This window comes from uncultured Caballeronia sp., from assembly GCF_964243625.1.
GTDB lineage: Bacteria > Pseudomonadota > Gammaproteobacteria > Burkholderiales > Burkholderiaceae > Caballeronia.
The window spans coordinates 1-20,976 of record NZ_CAXTGZ010000037.1 but is presented as its reverse complement, the minus strand read 5'-3'; the positions used below and the strand labels follow the sequence as shown (position 1 = coordinate 20,976).

Genomic DNA, 20,976 nt, shown 5'->3' with positions numbered 1-20,976 from the left:
GCAACGAGACAAATTCGCCGGGCGCGATATCGAGCGAAACGTCGTCGAGTGCGACAACCGGGCCGTAGCGCTTTGCAGCCGACCGGATCGATACTCCTGCTTTCGCCCTTGCATCCATGCTGGTTTCTCTCGTTGGTATTCATGCCGGGACATGGGTTTTCATGCATCGGTGAAATCGAATATACGGCGCGTTTTTATTGGCGGCAATTCCCGAATTGTTGGATCAGGCATAACATGAGGTCATGCCCAATCTACGCAAGAAACTGCCGAGCGCCAATGCGCTGTTTGTTTTCGAGGCCGCGGCGCGCTGCGGAAACTTCACGCGCGCCGCACAGGAACTGTATGTGAGCCAGCCGGCAGTCAGCCGGATGCTGGCGCGCATGGAGGACCATCTCGGCGTGCAGTTGTTCGAGCGGGCGCGCGGCGGTATCGAACTGACGGAAAACGGCCGCATTTTGTACGGGAAGATATCGGAGGGGTTCAACGGTATCGAGGGGGCGATTCGCGAGATCGAAGCGCGTTCGACCGGCGTGGAATCCGTGACGCTCTCGGTTTCCACCGCCTTTACCACGCACTGGCTGATGCCGCGAATGAACCGGCTCAACAAGGCGTTTCCGTCGGTGGACCTGCGATTCCAGTTGATTTCGGGGCGTATTGGCGGTCCGCTGATCGACGTGGACCTCGGCATGCGGTTCGTGACTCAGGACGAGATCGATGAAAACAGCGTCCTCGTCATGCCCGAACTCCTGCTGCCGGTGTGCAACCAGCGCTATCACGATCAACGGTTAATTAATTCAGCTGGCGAGCACGAAGACACGGTGATCGTCATGGACGACGAAGAGCGCGGCTGGCACGACCGCTTTGCAGCGTTCGCCGGACATCGGCGGCGCGCAGCGCATATGCTCAGTTTCAACGATTACGCCATCGTGGTTCAAGCCGCGCTGCTTGGTCAGGGCGTGGCGCTCGGCTGGCTTAACGTGGTATCGCACTGGATTGCGCAAGGCGCGTTGATGCCGGCGGAGCAGGAACTGATTGCAACGCATCGCCGCTGCTGTCTGGTTTCGCCGCCCAACCGGCCACTGCGGCCGATCGTCAAATCGGTGCGCGACTGGATCATCGAAGAGACACGCTCGGACATGCGCACGGTCGAGACCGCGTATCCGGGTCTTGGCGTGCGCAATGCGCTCAAAAGCGCGGGGCTGGTGCTGAATTGACGAGGGCGCTGTGCTCGTGCGTGGTGGCCTTGCCGCGCGCGCGCTTCAGGAACGCGGTCGGCGTCATGCCGCAAAACTGCTTGAAGTGTCGCGCAAGATGGCTTTGGTCGAAGAAGCCGACTTCAGCCGCGACCATGGAGCCGGGCACGCCTGCCAGCAGCAGCATCTGCGCGCGCTCGATTCGCAAGCCGCACAGGTACCGGTAAGGCGACGACCCAAACTGTTGCCGGAATACCGTAACGAATCGCGGCACGCTCAACGCCGACAATTCGGCAAGCTGCGCGAGCGTCACGGGTTCATCGAAATGCGCTTCTATGAAAGCGCGCGCTTCACTGAGCGCTACGGTGGATTTCATGGCGGCGCCACTGCGGGTTGCATGATGGATTCGGCAGCGAACCGCCGCACGGAAAAGGGATCGAGCGTAATGGGTGTACTGCCTGTATCGATGAGTTCAGCCAGCGTCTCGCCGACGCCCGGGCCAATCTGGAAACCTGATCCGCAAAAACCGAACGCGTAGAAAAGACCGTCCACTTTCGAACTCGGACCGATCACCGGTTCGCCGTCGGGCAGATACCCCTCTACGCCGCTCCATACGCGAATCACGTTGAGTGCGCCCAGCGCCGGCACCATGCGGCGAAACTGCTTCATCTGGCGCACGGTGTTTTCGGGCAGCACGCTGGCGCGCCGCGTGGCGGCGTCGGCGGGACCGGGAGGACCGCCGCCCAGGATGATGTTGCCGCGCGGAATCTGCCTGAAATAAACGCTTTCTTCCTTGATCGATGTATAGACGCCCATCGACGCCTTGAAGACGTAAGGCACTGGCTCGGTCACCGCCATCTGCGGGCCGCTAGCCCGAATGGGCACGGGCTCTCCAAACTGCCCGCTGAGCTTGCTCGCCCATGCGCCAGCACAGATCACGACCTGCGCCGCGCGGTACACGGTCCCGTTCGCGCTCTCCACGCGGAATGTATCGCCATCCTTATCGACGCGAACGATCTCCGTATTCTCGACAATCAACGCGCCGAGACGCGCCGCCGCACGACCGAACGTCGGTGCGGCAAGTCGCGGATTGGCATGACCGTCGAGTGGAGAAATGGACGCGGACAGCACCTCGCGGCCGAGAAACGGAAAGCGCCTGAACACGGCTTCGCCGTGCAACACCTCGAGATCGAGACCGTATTCGCGCGCCTCCTGCGCGTAGCGGTCGAAATACTCGGCATCGTGTGCGTGATAGCAGACCCGCGTATGGCTCGACGGCAGGAATTCGACGTCCTCGCCAAGCAGTTTACGCGCGTTCTGCCAAATCCTGAGCGCACGGCTGGCCATGGCGAGTTGTGGCAGCGCGCGGCCTTGCCTTCGAATGCCGCCGAAATTCACGCCGCTCGCCTGCTGTCCCGTAAGACCGCGTTCGAGCAGGATCACCGAACGATTGCGACGCCGCAAGAAGAACGCTGTACTCGTGCCCATGATGCCACCGCCGATCACGATCACATCGGCGCGGGTGGCAGATTGACTCAACGCGGTCATTCGTCGGGCTCCTCGACGAGCGCCATTGGCAGCGGCTTGACCGGCGCCTGGCCACGCAGCCGTCCGACTGACGACAACGGCACCGAAGCTGCTGCCGCAATCACTTCGGCGCCCGCATGCGCGCAGTATCGTCCCTGGCAACGCCCCATGCCAACACGCGAGAACGCTTTCGCCCTGTTGGCTTCCTTCGCGCCCGTCTCGCGCACCACGCGGCGCAACTCGCCGACGGTGACCGCTTCGCATCGGCAGACAATGGTTTCGTCGGGCATCGATGCCACGAGACGCGACGGCCATGGAAACGCAATGCGCAGGCCATTGGCAAATCGAGTGAAGCGGGCTAGCTCGGTCTTGTGCTTCGACATCGATTCGGCCATCCCTTCCGCCTGCATGCCGGCGGCTTTCAGCACGGCCAGCGCGGCAATGCGTCCGCTGCATTCGGCGGCATTCGCGCCGCGCACGCGGGCGCCGTCGCCTGCAATGTAAATCCCATCGATACTGCTGCGGCCTTCGTCATCAGTCGAGACGAGCCATTGCTGCGCGGCTTCGTCGAAGCGCATTTCGCAACCGGCGAGATCCGCAAGCTGAGTTTCGGGCCGAAGGTGATAGCCGAGCGCCACGGCGTCGCACTTGATATCGACGGGCACGCCGCTTTGCGATGCAGCGCGCACACCCGAGACGCCGATTTCCGGCGTGCCAGTGATCTCCATCGGCCGCACGCCGCGATAAATCCTGACGCCCGCGCGCCGCAGCACCGAGATCAGCGCTATACCGTTTTTCAGCGCACCAGGAATGGCCAGGAGCTTCGGCAAGGCGCGAAGACGCTGGGCAAACGTGGACGTGTCCAGCACCGCCATGACGCCTGCGCCCGCTTTCACGTATTGCGCCGCGACCAAATACAACAGCGGGCCGGTACCCATGAACACGACACGCGCACCGATTGCGCAGCCTTGCGATTTCAGTGCGACCTGCGCGCCGCCGAGACTGTAGGTACCTGCGAGCTGCCAGCCTTTTACCGGCAGCAGGCGATCCGTTGCGCCGCTGCAGATGATGAGCGCATCGAACTCCATGGTCCGGTATTGCCCGTCACTCACGAGATGCACCGTGCCCGGTGTGATGTTCCAGACGAGCGTGTGGGGCAGATAGTCGATCTTGCCCTTGAGCGCGTCGAAGTCCTGATGCAACGACTGCGCATGCGCGGCCTCCGTGCCATAGAGCGTTGCATATGAACGGGTGAAGCCGTCGGGCTGCCGCCTGTAGATCTGGCCGCCGTCCTTCGCGCCTTCGTCGATCACGGTGGGGCGAAGCCCGCCCGATACCAGTTCCTGCGCCGCACGCACGCCTGCGGGCCCCGTGCCGATCACGATCACACGCCGAGCCATACGCCCCCCTCGTGCGACCCGAGCCGGGTCACGATCGACATGCCCGGCTGCGCCACCGTACTGCATGCGCGCAGCCGCTCGCCGCCCGCCGTCCACACCCAGCAGTCCTGGCATGCTCCCATCAGGCAGAATCCCGCGCGCCGGCCATCGCCGAATTCGGAATCGCGCAGTGACTTCACGCTGGTCAGCAACGCGACCAGCAGCGTGTCACCCTCCGCGGCCTGGCGTTCCACGCCGTCGACGGTGATCGTGAAGGTTTTGCGCCCGGTCTCGGCCAGCCGCACGAAACGTCCGCTCATGCTGCGACGGTCTCCGTGGTTTGCATGCGGTTGAGTTCGGCGAGCGAGTGATGACAGAGAATTTCAGCGCCCGACGGCAGCTTCTTCATGGAGGGCGGCGTGGCGTTGCACATTCCGTCGATACGAACCCCGCAGCGCCCGCGAAAACTGCACAGCTCTGCAATATCCTCGCTCGGACCCATTGCAGGCAGCACGGTCTCGCCGATCTCGCGGCGCGCATCGAGCCAGCCCGGCTGCAACGCGGGCACCGAGCCGACCAGCAATTCCGTGTACGGGTGGTACGGAGGCGCCGCGAGCACGTCGCGCTGACCCGCTTCCACGCGATGACCCGCATACAGCACGATCACTTCGTCGCAGATGGAACGCACGGTCGAAATATCGTGGCTGATGAACATCAGCGACACACCAAGCTCACGGCGCAACTCCGCGAGCAAGTCCAGGATGGCCGCGCCGACCACGGTGTCGAGGGCAGAGGTGACTTCGTCGCAGAGTATCAACGACGGTTTCGCCGCGAGCGCGCGTGCGAGATTGATCCGCTGCTTCTGTCCACCCGAGAGGGCCGCGGGCGTGCGCCCGGCAATCGACGCCGGCAGCTTCACCAGGTCGAGCAGTTCCAGCATGCGCTTGCGCGCGTCCGACCCGCGCAGCTTGTGATAGAAATTGAGCGGACGTCCGAGAATGTCGGCAATCGTATGGCTCGGGTTCAATGCGGTATCGGCGTTCTGGAACACGATTTGAATCTGCCGGTACTGCTCTGCCGTGCGTTGCGACAACTGAGCGGGCAGCGGCTTGCCGTCGAAGAACACTTCGCCGCGCGCCCGGCCGACAAGTCCCGCGACCACGCGCGCAAGCGTTGTCTTGCCAGAACCCGATTCACCGATGACGCCAAGCGCGCTGCCGCGTCCAATGGACAGGCCGACGTCGTCCAGCACGCGCACCGCAGGCACGCCAAACCGGTCGACACGGCCATATCCCGCCGAGAGCGCGCGAATCTCGAGCAACGGACCCTTGAGCGACTCCGCACGAGTGCGCACGATTGCTTCGGGTTCGGGCCTGCGCGTGGCCGCGAGCAATTGCCGCGTGTAGGCATCGACAGGAGCGTCGAGGACTTGCGCCACCAGCCCGTTCTCCTTCACGCAGCCGCCGTTGAGCACGACGATCCGGTCGGCCATCTGCGCGACGACCGCAAGATCGTGCGACACGTAGATTGCCGTCGTTCCGAGCTCACGAATCACTTTCTTGAAGGCCGCCAGCACTTCGATCTGCGTCGTCACGTCGAGCGCGGTGGTGGGTTCGTCGAACACGACCACTTGCGGGTCCGTGATCAGCGCCATTGCGGCCATCACGCGCTGCAACTGGCCGCCCGAGACCTGATGCGGATAGCGCTCGCCGATCGTATCGGGCTCCGGCAACGCGAGGGAGCGGAACAAGCCGACTGCTTTCGCACGCGCCGCATCGCGCGACATGAGCTTGTGCAGCAGCGCCGGTTCCGTGACCTGATCCATGATGGTGCGCGCCGGGTTGAAACCCGCCGACGCGCTCTGGGCAACATACGCTACCGTGCGGGCACGCAGCGCGCGCCGGCCTTTCACGTCGAGCGAGAGCACATCGAACTCGCCCACTCGCACGGAGCCGCTGCTGATCGAACATCCCGCGCGCGCGTAGCCGAGGAGCGCCAGCGCGATGGTCGTCTTCCCCGACCCCGACTCGCCAATCAGCGCCAGCACTTCGCCGCGCCTGACCGTGAAGTCCACGCCCTTCACGATCTCGACCACCGGATCGGGCGCCGCGCCCGCAACCACGCGCAAGCCCCTGACCTCGATCATGCTGCTGCCCGTATCGGCTTCGGGGTTCAAAAAAGTGGACGTATGAGTTGCCGTATAAGTTGACATCACGCACCTCCTTGCGCACGCGAGCCTCGGCGGCGCAGATTGTCGATGAACAGGTTCACGCCGATCGTGAGCGTCGCGATGGCAATGGCCGGCATCAGCACGGCGAGCGAGCCGTCCGCGAGGCCGCCAATGTTTTCGCGCACGAGCGACCCCCAGTCGGCATTGGGCGGCTGCACGCCAAGACCGAGGAAACTCAGTCCGCTCAAAAGCAGCACGATAAACACGAAGCGCAAGCCGAAGTCGGCGAGCATGGGATGGATCATGTTAGGCAACACTTCGCGGCGCGCAATATAGAAGAGGCCCTCGCCGCGCGCCCGGGCGACCTGCACGTATTCAAGCGTCATCAGGTTCACCGCGAGCGAGCGCGAGATCCGGAACGCACCGGGAATGTAGGCGAGCGCGGCGACGCCGGTCAGCATCGGAATAGACGAACCGAATGCCGCGATCACGACCAGCGCGAGCACCTTGCTCGGAATCGAGATGAGCGCATCGAAGAGACGGCTCATGATTTCATCCGGCCATCGGCCTGACACCGCCGCGAGCAGGCCGAAGAACGTGCCGATCACGCTCGCGAGCAGCGCGGCCATCAACGCGAGGCCGACCGTATAGCGCGTGCCGTAGAGAATCCGGCTGAGCATGTCGCGGCCGAGGTAATCGGTTCCCAGCGGAAAGGCGCGGCTCGACGGCCCGAACACGTCGACCGAAGACAGCGCGCCGGCCTTGTAAGGCGCGATCAGCGGTCCAATGAATGCAATGATCATCCAGAACAGCACAATCACGAGGCCGATAAGACCCAGCACCGAGAAGCGCCGCAGGAGCCGCTTGAAGAGGCCTTGCCTCTTCGGGGCGATTTCCACGATGGGCGCGCCCGGCGTGACCGGTATGCCTGTCGCGTCGACCGCCGGGTCGCTGTAGAGCTCGGTGCCGGCATGCGGCAGAGGGGGATGGGCAGGTCGGTTCATCGTTGACGCAGCCTCGGGTTGGAGACGATTTGAGCCAGATCGGCAATCAGCACGAGCGCCAGGTAAGCCGCGCAAAAAACCATTACGCAGCCCTGGACGAGCGGCATGTCGCGGTTGGTGACGGCATCGACCATCAGGCTCGCGAGGCCGGGATAATTGAAGATCGATTCCACGATCACCACGCCGCCGAAGAGGTACGAGAGGCTCAGCGCCACGGCGTTGGCAATCGGACCGATGGTATTGGGCAACACGTGGCGCAGCACGACACGCATGGGCGACGCACCCTTGAGGATCGCCATCTCGACATACGAGCTATTGAGCTGGTCGAGCACGGCGGCGCGCGTCATCCGGGACATCTGCGCCACGATCACGCAGCACAGCGTCATCACGGGCATGGCATAGATGCGCAGCAAACCGCCGAACGACGACACTTCCGACAAGTAGGACAACGCCGGCAGCCAGCGCAGCTTCACCGCGAAGACCAGCACTGCGATGGTCGCAATCAGGAACTCCGGCACCGCGACGGTGGAAAGCGTCAGCACGTTGAGCACGCGGTCGAGCAGCGAGCCGCGGAACATCGCCGATGAAATCCCGATCAGCAAGGCTACCGGCACGGACACGATCGTCGTGAGTCCCGCCAGCACGAGCGAGTTAGGCAGGCGCGTGGCGATCATCTGGCTGACCGGCAAGCTGTTCGACATCGACGTGCCGAAGTTGCCCGAAACAATTTGATAGAGCCACTCGAAGTAGCGTTGCAGCGCAGGCTGGTCGAGACCAAGCTGATGCCGCAGCGCCGTCACGGCTTGCGGTGTCGCGGCCTGCCCGAGTGCCTGCTGCGCGGCGTCGCCGGGAAGCAGGCCCGTGATGGCAAACACGACCGCCGACACGAGTAGCAACGTGAGCAGCGCAATGCCGAGGCGCGCGGCGATGAGTCTTTGCGCGTGAGCTTGCATGGATTCGCCTCCTTCGTTGAGACCGCGCGCTCGCAGTACGCGGCGCGCGCAACACCTGATCCCTGGCCGAACGGCCTGACAACGGCTAGCCGACGGCCCGCGCTCAGCTCGTGAGCCAGACATGCTCCGCGAACGCGAAGCCCATCAGGCCTGCGAGCGGAATCGATCCGAGTCCCTGCAGCTTGCTCGTGTAGGCATCGAGCGAACTCTGGAACATCGGAATGCCGATACCGCCTGTTTCATGCACCAGCACCTGCATGTCGCCGTAGATCTTCTTGCGCTTCGCGTCGTCGGGTTCACCGCGCGCTGCCACCAGCATCTGGTCGAATTTCGGGCTCTTCCAGTTGGCTTCGTTCCACGGCGCGTCCGACTTGAAGAACTGTGTGAACAGCACGTCTGCGCTCGGACGCGCGTTCACGCTGCCAAAGCCGAGCGGATGCTTCATCCAGTGATTCGACCAGTAACCGTCGGATGGAACCCGCGTCACCTGGAGGTTCAAGCCCGCTGCCGGCGCGACCTGTTGCATGAGCGTCGCCATCTCGACCGAACCTTCGGCCGCCGGGGAAGCAAAGATCTGGATCGGATCGCTGCCGAGCTTCGCCTTCTTGAAATAGAACTTGGCCTTCTCCGGGTCGTAGGGACGCTGGGGAATGCCCGCCATGTAGTACTTGTTCGTCGGGTCGATTGGCTGGTCGTTCGCAATCGTGCCGAAGCCGCGAAACACCGCGCGTTTGATCTGCTCGCGATCCAGTAGATAGAACATACCCCGACGAAAATCGTCGTTGCCGGTTATTCCGCCTTCGTCGCGCACGATCAGGTCGGTGTACTGGCCCGTTTTCGTTTCCAGCACCTTGAAGCCCGGAGAGGTCTTGATGCGCTCGGTCGAGCGCGGGCTGACTGCGTTGATCAGTTGGACATCGCCGGAAAGCAAGGCATTCACGCGGGCGGATTCGTCGCCAATACCGATCAGTTCGATCTCGTCCAGATGCGGCAGGCCCGGTTTCCAGTATTTTTCGTTCTTTACACCGACCGTGCGCACGCCGGGCGAGAAATCCTTCACCTTGTAAGGACCCGTGCCGATCGCCGTCTTGAAGTCGGTCGTGCCGTCCTTGATGATGAGGAAATGCGAGTCCGCGAGGATCACTGGCAGATCGGCGTTCGCGCCTTCCAGCGTGATCGTGACTTCGTTCGGACCTGTCGCTTTTACTTCCTTGAACTGGTCCGCCAGCGTCTTGGCCTTCGATGCCGTCGCCGGGTCCTTGTGACGCATCAGCGAATAGACCACGTCAGCGGGTGCCAGCGACTTTCCATCGTGGAACTGGACGCCAGTGCGCAACTTGACGATCCATACCGTCGCGTCCTTGGTGTCCAGCGATTCGGCGAGCCCCATCGTCGCGCCGAGATGGGAGTCGAGTTCAGTCAGGCCGTTGTAGAACATGTTTGCGCGAACGTAGTCCGTGCCGAGCGCGCCCTTCGCGGGGTCGAGGGTGTCGGCCGCGGACGCCGATTGCGTCGCCACCCGTATCTTGCCGCCTTGTTGCGGCTTCGCTGCAGCCTGCGCCTGAACTGCGCTGCTGGCAGTGAGAAGCCCTGCGCCGGTAAGCGTCGCCATACCCGCTGCGGCCATTGCCCGCAAGACGTCGCGCCGCGACGCACCGCGCCGCGTCAGGTTCTCGAGTTCGGATGCGAGCGCGGCATTGGCATGTTCCATGTGTTGCTTGTTCATTCGAACTTCTCCGCGAGAGTGTCTGGAATACAGCGTATTGGGGGAAACAGCGGGGTGCCCTACGGGCTCAGACGAACACGTCCTTGATGCGGTAATACGTGCCAACGAGCGGCAGGAACCAGGGTTTGCCGGTGTGGCCTGGAATGGCCGGCCACTCGAACTCGCGCCATGGATTTGCGCTCTCGCGGCCATCGATCACATCAGCCATGACCTGACCCATGTGCGTCGACATCTGCGTGCCGTGGCCGCTGTAACCCATGGAAAAATAAATGCCTTCGTGCTGACCTGCGCGGGGCAGGCGGTCAGCGGTGATATCGACAAGACCGCCCCAGCAGTAATCAATGCGCGCCTGCGCCAGCGCCGGGAACATCGCGGCGAGGTTTTGCTGCAGGATCCGCCCGCTCTTCGCGTCCGATGGCCGTTCCGACGCCGTGAAACGCGCGCGTCCACCGAACAACAAGCGCGAATCCGGTGTCACGCGAAAGTAGTTGTGCATCAGCCGCGTGGTCGTATAGGCGCGGCGATTCGGAAACACCTCGGCAATCATGTGCGCCGGCAACGGCTCCGTCACCACGATGAACGATCCAACCGGCGCGAGCCTGCGCCTGTACCAGTTGAACGGCCCCTGTCGTGAAGGCCCCGTAGCCACGAGCACCTGTTTTGCCCTGATCTCACCCCGCGCCGACACGATCCGGTAGGCGCCCTCGCCGTCTTTTTCGATCACGCTCACGCCCGCGTTTTCATAAAGCTTCGCGCCGTATCGCGCGGCGGCATCCGACAAACCGACAGTGAATCGGCCCATGTGCATCTGGCCACCATGACGCTGCAGCAATGCGCCGTGGAAACTGTCCGACTGGATCTCGGAGCGTAGCTGCTCGCGTCCGATGATCTCGATGTTCGTATCGACTTCGCGCCGGATGACTTCGGCGGTCTTTTCCAGATGCGCGAAGTGATGCGGTTTCGAGGCCAGCTTGAGCTTGCCCGACGGCAGGTAATCGCAATCGATGTTTTCTTCGCGTATCAGCCGCTCGACCGTATCGACGGCGCTCGCATAAGCGCGGTAGCAGGCGCGGGCCTTGACCACGCCAAGCTGCTCGACCAGCGCCGCGAAATCCTGCGCGACACCGGTGTTCACCTGTCCGCCGTTGCGCCCTGATGCACCGCCGCCAATGCTCCCTGCTTCCAGCACCGCCACCGAAGCGCCGCGCTTGCCGAGCGCAAGCGCGGCCGACAAACCGGTGAAGCCCCCACCGATCACGGCGACATCCACGCGGCCGTCGAGCGGACCCGCGCTTGCCGATCGCAGCGGCGGCGAGGTATCGAGCCAGTAGGAGTCGAGCTTCATCGATGCGATCCTCAAGACCTTTTACAGGCCCAGTTGCGTGGCGAGATCCGGAATGTCCTTGACTTCGGTGTACTGGTAGTAAGGCGTTGACGGCTCATGGCCACGATTCACAAACGCCTTGTGTTTCACGCCCATGTCGTGCACGGTCATCAGGTCATAACGTAGGCTCGACGACACGTGCAGCACGTCTTCCGGATTGCAGCCGAGCTGCTTGAACATGTACTCGAAGCCCGGCATGCGTGGCTTGTACGACTGCGCCTGCTCGGCTGTGAACACGGCGTGAAAAGGCGCGCCGAGCTTGTCGACGTTGCTCTGGATCTGGTCGTTCGACGCGTTCGAGAGAATGACGAGCTTGTACTTCTTCGCGAGGCGCGACAGGCCTTCGGGAACATCCGGATGCGGACCCCAGGTCGGCACGGCGGTGTAGAACGCTTCAGCCTTCGCTTCGTCGAACGCCACGTTCATGCGCTCGCATGCACGTCTGAACGCATTCACGATCACATCGCGATACGGCTTCCACGCGCCCAGCACTTCGTCCCGCCGATACCCGGAAAAGAACGCAATCAAGCGGTCCATGTCTTCGCCCTTGAGCACGTCGCCGTACATTTCACGGGTCATGTCGGCCAGGTGAAACTTGGTCAGGGTGCCGTAGCAATCGAAGGTGATGTATTTGGGTTCGAAGTCGATCATGTTCATGGTCCTGTGGTAAAAATTAACTAAGTGGTGAATTCAGCGGACCGCGCGGTCCATCTCCAGCGTTGCGCTCCAGTGCTGCCCTGATAAGAATTTAACCAGCGCAAAAACATAGATGTTTCTTCATTCGGGCGCGCCAAAAATACAAAGATGCGTTTTTGAGGTACTGCGACAGCAGAGTCTGCGGCGTTGTTTCGAACGACTGCCTCGGCATCGGGCTTCACCCGCGGACACCGGGCCTTGCGTCTCGCGTTACTGGCGCAGATCGATCAGCACGCTCTTGAAGCGCAGATTGGCTTCGTAAGCCTGGCGTCCGAGATCCTTGCCGATCCCCGAGCGCTTGTAGCCGCCGGTCGGGATCATGAAATCCGCGCTCCGGCCATAACGGTTCACCCACACCGTGCCCGCTTCCAGACCTCGCACGAAGCGCAGCGCACGGCCAAGGTCCGCCGTGTGCACGCCGGCGGCGAGACCATATTCGGGGTGCTGCGCAAGTTCCAGCGCTTCGGCTTCCGTGTCGAATGTCTGCAGCGTCAGCACCGGACCGAAGATTTCCTCGCGCACGGCTTCCGACGACGACGTGACATCCGTAAGCAAGGTTGGCCGATAAGACGCGCCCTCGCGTGTCCCGCCGCATTGCAGCATGGCGCCCGCAGCAACTGTGCGTCCGACAATCGATTCGATACGCGCCGTCTGCGGTTCCGAGATGATCGGCGCGAGCGTCGTGCCGGCGCTCCAGGTGTGACCCGCCTTCAGCTCGGAGAAAACTTTCTGAATCCGCTCGGCAAGCGGTTCGGCAAGCGCGCGCTCGACCAGCAGGCGCGAGCCCGCAACGCAGACCTGCCCCGCATTGCCCGAGATCGCACCCGCAATCCGGCGCGCTACATCGTCGAGACGGGGGGCATCGGCAAACACGATCTGCGGGCTCTTGCCGCCGAGTTCCAGCGTCACGGGCTTGGTGCCCGACTCGGCGCACGCGGCCATGATCGCTGCCCCGGTCCGCGTGGAACCCGTGAACGTGACCTTCGATATCTTCGGGTGCCGCACGAGCGCGTCCCCGGTCGTGCGGCCGTCGCCCTGGACCACATTGAAAATTCCCTTCGGAACGCCCGCCAGCACGGCTAGCTCGGCCAGGCGAAGCACCGAGAACGGCGTCATCTCCGAGGGTTTCAGCACGACCGCGTTGCCCGCCGCGAGCGCCGGCGCGATCTTCCACGACGCCATCACGAGCGGAAAATTCCACGGCGCAATGGCGCCGATCACGCCGTACGGTTCGGCGATTGTCATGCCGAGATGATCGTGATCTGTCGCCGTCACATCGCCGCCGAGCTTGTCGGCGAATTCCGCGTAGAACCGGATGCCCTCTGCGGTGAACGGGACGTCCCAGTTGCTGGCGTCGCGGATCGGGCGGGTCGAGCCGAGGGATTCGAGTGGCGCGAGCGTTTCCACGTCCGCTGCGACCAGGTCGGCGAAGCGGCGCAGGATCTTCGCCCGCTCGCGCGGCGCCATGCTGGCCCAGCCACTCGTCTTGAAAGCACGCCATGCGTCTTCCACGGCACGGTCGATCATGGCTGCATCGGCCACCGGCACCGATGCATACATCACGCCGTCCGAGGGCCGTGCGACGTCGATCCGGCGCTCGCCTTCGTCCACATAGTCGCCGCCTATGAAATGCCCGGTGCGCACGGCAACGCGGGCGGGATCGAACTGGTCCATTGCAATATCCTCGAGAAAGAAGGGTCTCTGGAATCACTTCAATCGTAGTGCCGCCAGCACCGCACATCTCACCGACAAAAATCCGCGTTCAGCACAAACCACGCGTTATGAGGACGCAGACCGTGCAATTTGCATCGAAAGTGCCTGGTTGCGTCCTGCTTGCGTTCGCAAAGGACGCGACGAAAAGATCGTCCTATTCACGCGCCGTGACGAATGCCAGAGTAAGCGCGTGTAGTCCGAAGCCATTCACGGAGGCCGTGTGTCCGACCAAGTTGCATATAGACCCTTCACAGACGAAGATATTGCCGCCGCGCACGCCCTCACGGTCGAGCTGAAATGGCCGCATCGCGCGGAAGACTGGCAGTTCGTGGCGCAGGCCGGCGCCGGGTTCGTTGCCATTGAAGCCGGAGAGGTCGTGGGCACGGCGTTGTACTGGACATATGGCGACGACCGGGCATCGCTTGGCATGGTGATCGTGTCGCCGGCGCGGCAAGGTCTCGGGATCGGGCGCAAGCTCATGGAAAGCGTGCTCGAAGCACTCGAAGGCCGCGTGACGTTTTTGCACGCCACGCTCGCCGGCCAGCCGCTTTACGAGAAACTTGGCTTTCGTGCGGTCGGGACGCTCGACCAGCATCAGGGAACGGCGTTCCAGCCGCCGCTGATGGCGTTGCCGTCGGGGGAAAGGCTGCGGCCGCTGGGTACGAACGATACCGCCCGTCTCATAGATCTGGCGTCCCGCGCATGCGGGCTCGACCGCACGCAGACATTGCCGGCGCTGCTCGCAAACGCCGACGGCATCGGTCTCGACCGCGACGGCGAACTGATCGGCTTCTCGCTATTTCGCCGGTTCGGACGCGGTTTCGCTATCGGCCCGGTGGTCGCGCCCGGTTCCGATCCCGTGCGCGCGAAGGCATTGATCAGCCATTGGCTGTCGTTGAACGAGGGCGTGTTCATTCGTATCGATACCCCCGCGGAATGTGGCCTGACCGAATGGCTCGACGGCCTCGGACTGCCCCGCGTGGATAGCGTGATGAAAATGGTGCTGAACGCACCCGCCGCGCCCGGTCGCGACAACCCGGACGACGATTGCCGCCAGTTCGCGATCATCAATCAGGCAATGCTGTAACTCCTCATGGCCTTCCTCTACAAAGCCGATCCCGTTCGGGGCGCCCAGTGGGGCGCGCTCTTCGCGCAGCAAGCGCCGGACATTGCGTTTCATCTGTGGCCCGATGTCGGCGATCCGGCGGCGATCAGATACCTGGCCGCGTGGCAGCCGCCCGACAATCCGCTGGAAGCCCTGCCCAACCTCGAGGTTATCTTCTCGGTGGGCGCGGGCGTCGATCAGTTCGACCTCTCGCGCGTGCCTGAGCATATTCCCGTGGTGCGCATGATCGAGCCGGGCATCGCGCAAGGCATGGTCGAGTATGTCACGCAAGCCGTGCTGACGATTCATCGCGACGTTGCGGCTTACGCCGCGCAGCAGGCCCGGCAGGAGTGGAAGGCACGGCACGTCCGGCCGGCATCGTCGAGGCGAATCGGTGTCCTGGGTCTTGGCATGCTGGGGACAGCCGTTCTCCAGCGGCTGCGGCTGTTCGGCTTCGATTGCGCGGGCTGGAGCCGCTCCGGCGGACAGATCGAGGGCGTGCAATGTCACGCAGGCGCCGGCGCACTCGATGCATTTCTTGCCCGCACGGATATCCTCGTTTGCCTGCTGCCGCTCACACAGGAAACCCAGGGCATGCTCGACGCAGCACTTTTCAACAAGCTGCCGCGAGGGGCATCGCTGATCCAAACCGGCCGCGGCCCGCACCTGAACCAGGAAGATCTGCTCGCCGCGCTCGAGAGCGGCCAGCTCGACACCGCGATCCTCGATGTGACCGACCCCGAGCCGCTTCCCGCCGGTCATGCGCTATGGACGCACCCGCGCGTGCGGATCACGCCGCACATTGCCAGCGCGACGCGTCCCGAAGGCGCGGTCGAGACCGTCCTGGAGAATCTGCGGCGCCACGAACGAGGCCTGCCGCTGATCGGGCAGGTCGATCGCAGCCGGGGTTATTGACCGGCCAGACAGCTCGCCTAAGACAGCTCACCAAGCGCACCTCAAACGCACCTCGAAGGCCCGCGCCGCAGAAAATGCTGCGCGGAGCCTGTGAAACGCGACATCCGCGTGCTTTGGGGAATTTTTTAGCGCGTCAGGCAATGGCCGTCCATGAGTAATATTGGAGCAGTCAACAGCCCATCCAGCGTCCGAGAAAACCATGTCGATCAAATCGCTCATTGAAGCCGACCGCAAGCATCTGATTCATCCGGTCATCAACTACCGCGCACACGAAGCCCGCGGCGTCACTGTGCTCGAGTCCGCAAAGGGTGCCTACCTGTGCGATGCCGACGGCAACGAACTGCTCGACTGCTTTTCAGGCCTCTGGTGCGTGAACGTTGGCTACGGACAGGAAAGTATCGTCAAGGTGGCGACCGAACAGATGAGCCGCCTGCCCTACGCCACGAGCTACTTTCACTTCGGCTCGGCCCCTGCGATCGAACTGGCGCAGAAGCTGGTCGAAGTGTCGCCGCAATCCCTGCAGCATGTGTATTTCACGCTCGGCGGCTCGGATGCAGTCGATTCCGCAATCCGTTTCATCACACATTACTTCAACGCAACCGGCAGGCCGGCCAAAAAGCACATCATTGCACTGCATCGCGGGTACCACGGGTCGTCTTCTGTCGGCGCGGGCCTGACGGCGTTGCCCGCGTTTCATCGCAACTTCGACCTGCCGCTGCCGACCCAGCATCATCTTCCTTCGCCCTATGCGTACCGCAACGATTTCCCCGATGACGCCGCGCTGATCGCCGCATCCGTCGCGGCGCTCGAAGCCAAGGTTGCCGAGATCGGCGCCGACAACGTAGCCGCGTTTTTCTGCGAGCCGATCCAGGGATCGGGCGGCGTGATCGTGCCGCCGGCCGGCTGGCTCAAAGCCATGCGCGAAGCGTGCCGCAAGCTCGATATCCTCTTTGTCGCCGATGAAGTCATCACCGGTTTCGGCCGCACCGGCCCGTTGTTCGCGTGCCAGGCCGAGGACGTGCAACCGGACCTGATGACCGTTGCAAAGGGCCTGACCTCGGGCTATGCGCCAATGGGCGCCGTGCTGATGTCCGACGCCGTCTATCAGGGAATCGCCGACGGCGACGCGAGCGCGATCGTCGGACATGGACACACGTATTCCGCGCATCCGGTGAGCGCGGCGATCGGTCTGGAAGTGCTGCGCCTGTATCACGAAGGCGGCGTGCTCGCGAACGGCGTGGCGCATGGTCCGCGTTTCGCGGCGGGCCTCGACGCGCTGCTCGATCATCCGCTCGTGGGCGACTCGCGCCATCGCGGGTTGCTTGGCGCGCTGGAACTCGTCTCCGATAAAACCACGCGACAAGGTTTCGATGCATCGCTGAAACTTTCGGAACGGATTGCTGCCGCGGCATACAAAAACCGGCTTGTCTTCCGCGCTTTCGGCGACAACATTCTCGGCTTTGCGCCCGCATTGAGCTTCACGGACAGCGATTTCGACCAGATGTTCGAGCGCCTTGCAAAGACACTCGACGACGTGCTCAACGAAGCCGATGTGCGCGCCGCATTAAAGACGCAACCAGCGGTCACAGCCTGATGGCGGAACCGTTTTGCCGCAAATCTGCGTGATAAGATCGTCTCGCTTCTCACGACAATCTTCCCGCCGGAGCTACACCCATCATGAGCAGCGACTGCAAACTCGACCGCATAGACTTGCGCATTCTTTCGCAGTTGCAAAAGAAAGGCCGCATAACGAACGTCGAGCTTGCGGACGCTGTGGGGCTTTCGTCCAGCCCCTGCCTCATCCGGGTGAAGAGGCTGGAAAAAGCGGGGTATATCGTCGGTTACGGCGCGCAGATCCAGCTCGAAAAGCTCGGCGACGTGCAGATCGTGTTCACCGAAGTGACGCTGGCGGATCATCGCCGGGAGGACTTCATCAAGTTCGTGGACGCCATTCGCGACGTGGATGAAATCGTGGAATGTCATCTTGCAAGCGGCGGCTACGATTACCTGCTCAAGTTCGTCACCCGCAGCGTCAGCCACTATCAAAGCATCATCGAAGGTTTGCTCGAACGCAATATCGGTATCGAAAAATACTTCAGCTTCGTGATCATCAAATCGCCGTTCGTCAAGACCCATTACCCGCTCGAATCCCTGTTTTCGCAGAACCACGACTGATATTCGTCGACCGGTTGCATCGACAAGATGCAGGCAACGCTATTCACCCCGAACATTACCGATGCCGGCCACGCGCACGACTGCGCGGGCCGCGCGAATCCGGAGGGAAACATGAACCGCCAATACGAACTGAAAGAATTGATCCAGTCGGGTAACTTTATCGATGGCAAATGGCTCGAGGCCGCCGATCACGCCCGCTTCAGCGTCTCGAACCCGGCTACCGGCGAATCCATTGCACAAGTCGCCGACAGCGGTCCCGCCGACGCGCGCGCCGCAACCGATGCCGCCGCACGCGCGCTGCCCGCTTGGCGCGACCGGCTGCCGAAGGAACGTTCAGTGATCCTCCACAAATGGGCCGCTTTGATCATGGCGAACCAGGATTCGCTTGGCGCTTTGATCTCGCTTGAACAGGGCAAGCCGCTCGCCGAAGGCAAAGGCGAAGTCGCTTATGGCGCGTCTTATGTGAGCTGGTTCGCCGACGAAGCCACGCGCATTTACGGCGACATCATTCCGCAGCAGCAACGCGGCAAGCGCATGACGGCGATCCGCGAACCCATTGGCGTGGTTGCCGCCATCACACCATGGAATTTCCCGCTTGCAATGATCGCGCGCAAGATTGCGCCGGCACTCGCGGCCGGTTGCACCGTCGTCGCAAAACCCGCCGAAGATACACCGCTGACGGCCTCGGCACTGGTACTGCTTGCGCACGAAGCCGGCGTGCCCGCGGGCGCGTTGAACTTGATCACTGCGTCGCGAGAACATGCGATCGCCGCCGTCGCGGACTGGCTGGAAGACCCGCGCGTGCGCAAGATCACCTTCACCGGCTCGACACCGGTCGGCAAATATCTGGCGCGCGAATCCGCCGGCACGCTCAAGAAACTGTCGCTGGAACTTGGCGGCAACGCGCCGTTCATCGTCTTCGATGACGCCGACCTCGAGGCAGCCGTCGACGGCATGCTGGTATCGAAATTTCGCAACGGCGGCCAGACCTGCGTCTGCCCGAACCGCGTCTACGTGCAAGCCGGCGTGTATGAACGATTCGGCGAGATGCTGAGCCGTCGCGTCGCCGCGCTCAAGGTTGCGCCCGCGACCGACGCGGCCGCCCAGATCGGCCCGATGATCAACGCGCGCGCGCTCGACAAGATCGCACGTCACGTAAATGACGCCGTCGAGCACGGCGCACGCGTGCTTGCGGGCGGCAGACAGTTGGCGGAGCTCGGTCCGAATTACTACGCCCCTACCGTACTCGCCGACGCCAACCACGACATGCTCTTGTGCCGTGAAGAAACCTTCGGACCGGTCGTCGCCATGTTCAAGTTCGAGACCGAGGAAGAAGCGATTCTTGCCGCCAACGATACCCCCTTCGGGCTCGCATCGTATTTCTATAGCGAAAGCCCGAAGCGTATCGACCGCGTTTCGCGCGCGCTCGAAACCGGCATTGTCGGTGTGAACGAAGGCGCGTTGGCGAGCGAAGCCGCGCCGTTCGGCGGCGTCAAGGAATCGGGCTATGGCCGCGAAGGATCCAAATATGGTCTCGACGATTATTTGTCGATCAAGTACATCTGCCAGGGGAATCTTGCATGAGCGCCGCCGCCAACTATCCAATCGAAGTCACGTTCCCCGTTCTCTCGCCGCACGAGGCGTCGGCTTGCGGCGTGCCGTATGTGCATACGTTCGATTCCGGCATGGCCGGGCCGCACGTGATGATCAACGCGCTGACGCACGGCAATGAAGTCTGCGGCGCGATCGTGGTGGATGCGTTGCTGCGCGCCAGGCTGCGCCCGCGTCGCGGCCGCCTGACGCTTGCTTTTGCGAACATCGCGGCCTACGAACGCTTCGATCCGGAAACGCCCGACGCCGCCCGTTTTGTCGACCAGGACTTCAATCGCGTCTGGACGGAGGCCGTGCTCGACAATACTGCGCGCACGTCGAGCGAACTCGCACGCGCCCGCGAAATGCGCCCGGTCATCGACACTGTCGACTTGCTTCTCGACTTGCATTCAATGCACGAGAAGAGCCGGCCGCTGATCGTTTCGGGGCCGCTGGAAAAAGGCATCGAACTTGCGCTTGCAATCGGGACGCCGGCCACCGTGATCGTGGATGAAGGTCATCCCCAGGGCCGCAGGATGCGTGACTATGGCGAATTCGGCGACACCGGCAGCGCGAAGAACGCATTGTTGATTGAATGCGGTCAGCACTGGGAAGCGAGCGCGGTAACGGTCGCCCGCGATACCACCGCGCGTTTTCTGCAGCACTCAGGTGTGGTCGACGAAAGTGACCTTCCAGAGGGCTGGCTCCAGCCGTCGCCGAGCGAGATGAATGTGGTTCGCGTGACGCAGCCCGTCGTCGCCGATAGCATGGATTTTCGCTTTGCGGATGCGTACACCGGGCTCGAAGTGTTTCCGAAGGCAGGCAGCGTGATTGCGTGGTCCAACGGACAACCCGTCCTTACGCCCTACGATGATTGCGTACTTGTCATGCCGTCGCTCAGGCAATTGCTTCCGGGTGTGACCGTGGTGCGGCTCGGCAAGATCGAGCGAACCGTCAGTCCGGTTTGATTCCTTACGTTTCAATCAATTGCGGCAGAACGAATTCAGAGGGGCACCAGTGAAGGTCCAGCAGATCAAACAAAGCGTCAATGCCAAAGGCCTCGAAGACTGGGGAACTGCAGGTTTGCCGGGCACCGCGCCCATACAGGTTTCCGGTTTGCAGACGGTAATCAAAGGCAGTGAAGCCATCGACACCGGCATTTTCGAATGTTCGGCGGGCACCTACAGGCGCTCGGTCAAGCAAGCGGAGGTCATGCACTTTCTCGCCGGCCGCGGACGTTTCACGGCAGACGGCGAAGACACCATCCACTTTGCCAGCGGCGACACCCTGTTCTTCGAAGCCAACACAGAGGGTCTGTGGGAAGTCGAAGAAGCGATGCGCAAGGTGTACGTTATTTTTTGATCAAGGTCGTCGAACTTCGGGGAGGCAGACGACGATTGCAGGCCTGCTCCGGCAAACCAGTACGGCTCCGGTAAATCCCGGAGC

The 20,976-nt window shown here is 62.7% G+C and carries 19 protein-coding genes and 1 pseudogene; 8 read left to right on the top strand and 12 right to left on the bottom strand.

Annotated elements, in window-relative coordinates; genetic code table 11:
* Positions 1-118: pseudogene (locus tag ACFFAR_RS04360) on the bottom strand (polyamine ABC transporter ATP-binding protein); the annotation flags it as partial.
* Between the two features lie 124 nt (positions 119-242).
* Between ACFFAR_RS04360 and ACFFAR_RS04355 the strand changes: the two are divergent.
* Complete coding sequence (locus ACFFAR_RS04355) at positions 243-1,214, top strand: LysR family transcriptional regulator (protein WP_075357582.1); 972 nt, start codon at positions 243-245, stop codon at positions 1,212-1,214.
* Here the strand turns inward: ACFFAR_RS04355 and ACFFAR_RS04350 are convergent.
* The 11 genes from ACFFAR_RS04350 to ACFFAR_RS04300 all read right to left on the bottom strand — a co-directional run bounded on the left by ACFFAR_RS04350 (position 1,186) and on the right by ACFFAR_RS04300 (position 13,706).
* On the bottom strand, positions 1,186-1,569 hold the full coding sequence (locus ACFFAR_RS04350) for a helix-turn-helix domain-containing protein (protein ID WP_062001912.1): 384 nt from the start codon (positions 1,567-1,569) through the stop codon (positions 1,186-1,188). The genes ACFFAR_RS04355 and ACFFAR_RS04350 overlap by 29 nt on opposite strands.
* Complete coding sequence (locus ACFFAR_RS04345; RefSeq protein ID WP_174363017.1) at positions 1,566-2,741, bottom strand: FAD-dependent oxidoreductase; 1,176 nt, start codon at positions 2,739-2,741, stop codon at positions 1,566-1,568. The genes ACFFAR_RS04350 and ACFFAR_RS04345 overlap by 4 nt, the downstream gene beginning before the upstream one ends.
* A complete protein-coding gene (locus ACFFAR_RS04340) occupies positions 2,738-4,120 on the bottom strand; it encodes an FAD-dependent oxidoreductase (protein WP_174363018.1) in 1,383 nt (460 codons plus the stop codon). Before ACFFAR_RS04340 ends, ACFFAR_RS04345 begins: the two co-directional genes overlap by 4 nt.
* On the bottom strand, positions 4,105-4,419 hold the full coding sequence (locus tag ACFFAR_RS04335) for a 2Fe-2S iron-sulfur cluster-binding protein (protein WP_174363019.1): 315 nt from the start codon (positions 4,417-4,419) through the stop codon (positions 4,105-4,107). Before ACFFAR_RS04335 ends, ACFFAR_RS04340 begins: the two co-directional genes overlap by 16 nt.
* A complete protein-coding gene (locus ACFFAR_RS04330; protein WP_174363021.1) occupies positions 4,416-6,245 on the bottom strand; it encodes an ATP-binding cassette domain-containing protein in 1,830 nt (609 codons plus the stop codon). Before ACFFAR_RS04330 ends, ACFFAR_RS04335 begins: the two co-directional genes overlap by 4 nt.
* A 65-nt stretch (positions 6,246-6,310) precedes the next feature.
* Complete coding sequence (locus ACFFAR_RS04325; protein WP_062001916.1) at positions 6,311-7,273, bottom strand: ABC transporter permease; 963 nt, start codon at positions 7,271-7,273, stop codon at positions 6,311-6,313.
* Positions 7,270-8,226: an ABC transporter permease gene (locus ACFFAR_RS04320; protein WP_062001917.1), complete on the bottom strand. Its 957-nt coding sequence runs from the start codon at positions 8,224-8,226 to the stop codon at positions 7,270-7,272. Before ACFFAR_RS04320 ends, ACFFAR_RS04325 begins: the two co-directional genes overlap by 4 nt.
* 103 nt (positions 8,227-8,329) lie before the next feature.
* Complete coding sequence (locus ACFFAR_RS04315) at positions 8,330-9,952, bottom strand: ABC transporter substrate-binding protein (protein WP_375507555.1); 1,623 nt, start codon at positions 9,950-9,952, stop codon at positions 8,330-8,332.
* A gap of 67 nt (positions 9,953-10,019) precedes the next feature.
* Entirely contained in the window at positions 10,020-11,297 is a 1,278-nt protein-coding gene (locus ACFFAR_RS04310) for an NAD(P)/FAD-dependent oxidoreductase (protein ID WP_375507554.1), read from the bottom strand.
* Between the two features lie 21 nt (positions 11,298-11,318).
* Positions 11,319-11,987, bottom strand: coding sequence for a haloacid dehalogenase type II (locus ACFFAR_RS04305; RefSeq protein WP_075357694.1), 669 nt, complete (start codon positions 11,985-11,987; stop codon positions 11,319-11,321).
* A gap of 255 nt (positions 11,988-12,242) precedes the next feature.
* Complete coding sequence (locus ACFFAR_RS04300) at positions 12,243-13,706, bottom strand: aldehyde dehydrogenase family protein (protein WP_174362888.1); 1,464 nt, start codon at positions 13,704-13,706, stop codon at positions 12,243-12,245.
* 259 nt (positions 13,707-13,965) lie between these two features.
* On the opposite strand from ACFFAR_RS04300, the gene ACFFAR_RS04295 reads away from it, so the two are divergent.
* The 7 genes from ACFFAR_RS04295 (at position 13,966) to ACFFAR_RS04265 (ending at position 20,892) form a co-directional block, all read left to right on the top strand.
* The gene (locus ACFFAR_RS04295; RefSeq protein WP_174362889.1) at positions 13,966-14,832 is read left to right on the top strand and encodes a GNAT family N-acetyltransferase; all 867 of its coding nucleotides are present in this window, start codon (positions 13,966-13,968) and stop codon (positions 14,830-14,832) included.
* 6 nt (positions 14,833-14,838) lie between these two features.
* Entirely contained in the window at positions 14,839-15,765 is a 927-nt protein-coding gene (locus ACFFAR_RS04290) for an NAD(P)-dependent oxidoreductase (protein WP_174362890.1), read from the top strand.
* A 199-nt stretch (positions 15,766-15,964) separates the two neighbouring features.
* A complete protein-coding gene (locus ACFFAR_RS04285; RefSeq protein WP_174362891.1) occupies positions 15,965-17,359 on the top strand; it encodes an aminotransferase class III-fold pyridoxal phosphate-dependent enzyme in 1,395 nt (464 codons plus the stop codon).
* Between the two features lie 83 nt (positions 17,360-17,442).
* Positions 17,443-17,940 (top strand): Lrp/AsnC family transcriptional regulator, encoded by a 498-nt coding sequence (locus ACFFAR_RS04280; protein WP_075357593.1) that lies wholly within the window; start codon positions 17,443-17,445, stop codon positions 17,938-17,940.
* Positions 17,941-18,051: 111 nt separating this feature from the next.
* Complete coding sequence (locus ACFFAR_RS04275; RefSeq protein WP_174362892.1) at positions 18,052-19,524, top strand: aldehyde dehydrogenase family protein; 1,473 nt, start codon at positions 18,052-18,054, stop codon at positions 19,522-19,524.
* Positions 19,521-20,498, top strand: a complete 978-nt coding sequence (locus tag ACFFAR_RS04270) for a succinylglutamate desuccinylase/aspartoacylase family protein (RefSeq protein WP_174362893.1) — start codon at positions 19,521-19,523, stop codon at positions 20,496-20,498. The genes ACFFAR_RS04275 and ACFFAR_RS04270 overlap by 4 nt, the downstream gene beginning before the upstream one ends.
* A gap of 49 nt (positions 20,499-20,547) precedes the next feature.
* Complete coding sequence (locus tag ACFFAR_RS04265; RefSeq protein ID WP_062001926.1) at positions 20,548-20,892, top strand: cupin domain-containing protein; 345 nt, start codon at positions 20,548-20,550, stop codon at positions 20,890-20,892.
* Positions 20,893-20,976: the final 84 nt, after the last annotated feature.

Excerpts from the sequence above, each read along its gene's own strand:
- ACFFAR_RS04300 (WP_174362888.1), bottom strand. The coding sequence starts at position 13,706 with ATGGACCAGTTCGATCCCGCCCGCGTTGCCGTGCGCACCGGGCATTTC.
- ACFFAR_RS04275 (WP_174362892.1), top strand. The coding sequence starts at position 18,052 with ATGAACCGCCAATACGAACTGAAAGAATTGATCCAGTCGGGTAACTTT.
- ACFFAR_RS04315 (WP_375507555.1), bottom strand. The coding sequence starts at position 9,952 with ATGAACAAGCAACACATGGAACATGCCAATGCCGCGCTCGCATCCGAA.
- ACFFAR_RS04335 (WP_174363019.1), bottom strand. The coding sequence starts at position 4,419 with ATGAGCGGACGTTTCGTGCGGCTGGCCGAGACCGGGCGCAAAACCTTC.
- ACFFAR_RS04270 (WP_174362893.1), top strand. The coding sequence starts at position 19,521 with ATGAGCGCCGCCGCCAACTATCCAATCGAAGTCACGTTCCCCGTTCTC.
- ACFFAR_RS04320 (WP_062001917.1), bottom strand. The coding sequence starts at position 8,226 with ATGCAAGCTCACGCGCAAAGACTCATCGCCGCGCGCCTCGGCATTGCG.
- ACFFAR_RS04310 (WP_375507554.1), bottom strand. The coding sequence starts at position 11,297 with ATGAAGCTCGACTCCTACTGGCTCGATACCTCGCCGCCGCTGCGATCG.
- ACFFAR_RS04280 (WP_075357593.1), top strand. The coding sequence starts at position 17,443 with ATGAGCAGCGACTGCAAACTCGACCGCATAGACTTGCGCATTCTTTCG.
- ACFFAR_RS04290 (WP_174362890.1), top strand. The coding sequence starts at position 14,839 with ATGGCCTTCCTCTACAAAGCCGATCCCGTTCGGGGCGCCCAGTGGGGC.
- ACFFAR_RS04285 (WP_174362891.1), top strand. The coding sequence starts at position 15,965 with ATGTCGATCAAATCGCTCATTGAAGCCGACCGCAAGCATCTGATTCAT.
- ACFFAR_RS04355 (WP_075357582.1), top strand. The coding sequence starts at position 243 with ATGCCCAATCTACGCAAGAAACTGCCGAGCGCCAATGCGCTGTTTGTT.
- ACFFAR_RS04325 (WP_062001916.1), bottom strand. The coding sequence starts at position 7,273 with ATGAACCGACCTGCCCATCCCCCTCTGCCGCATGCCGGCACCGAGCTC.
- ACFFAR_RS04350 (WP_062001912.1), bottom strand. The coding sequence starts at position 1,569 with ATGAAATCCACCGTAGCGCTCAGTGAAGCGCGCGCTTTCATAGAAGCG.
- ACFFAR_RS04345 (WP_174363017.1), bottom strand. The coding sequence starts at position 2,741 with ATGACCGCGTTGAGTCAATCTGCCACCCGCGCCGATGTGATCGTGATC.
- ACFFAR_RS04330 (WP_174363021.1), bottom strand. The coding sequence starts at position 6,245 with ATGATCGAGGTCAGGGGCTTGCGCGTGGTTGCGGGCGCGGCGCCCGAT.
- ACFFAR_RS04305 (WP_075357694.1), bottom strand. The coding sequence starts at position 11,987 with ATGATCGACTTCGAACCCAAATACATCACCTTCGATTGCTACGGCACC.
- ACFFAR_RS04340 (WP_174363018.1), bottom strand. The coding sequence starts at position 4,120 with ATGGCTCGGCGTGTGATCGTGATCGGCACGGGGCCCGCAGGCGTGCGT.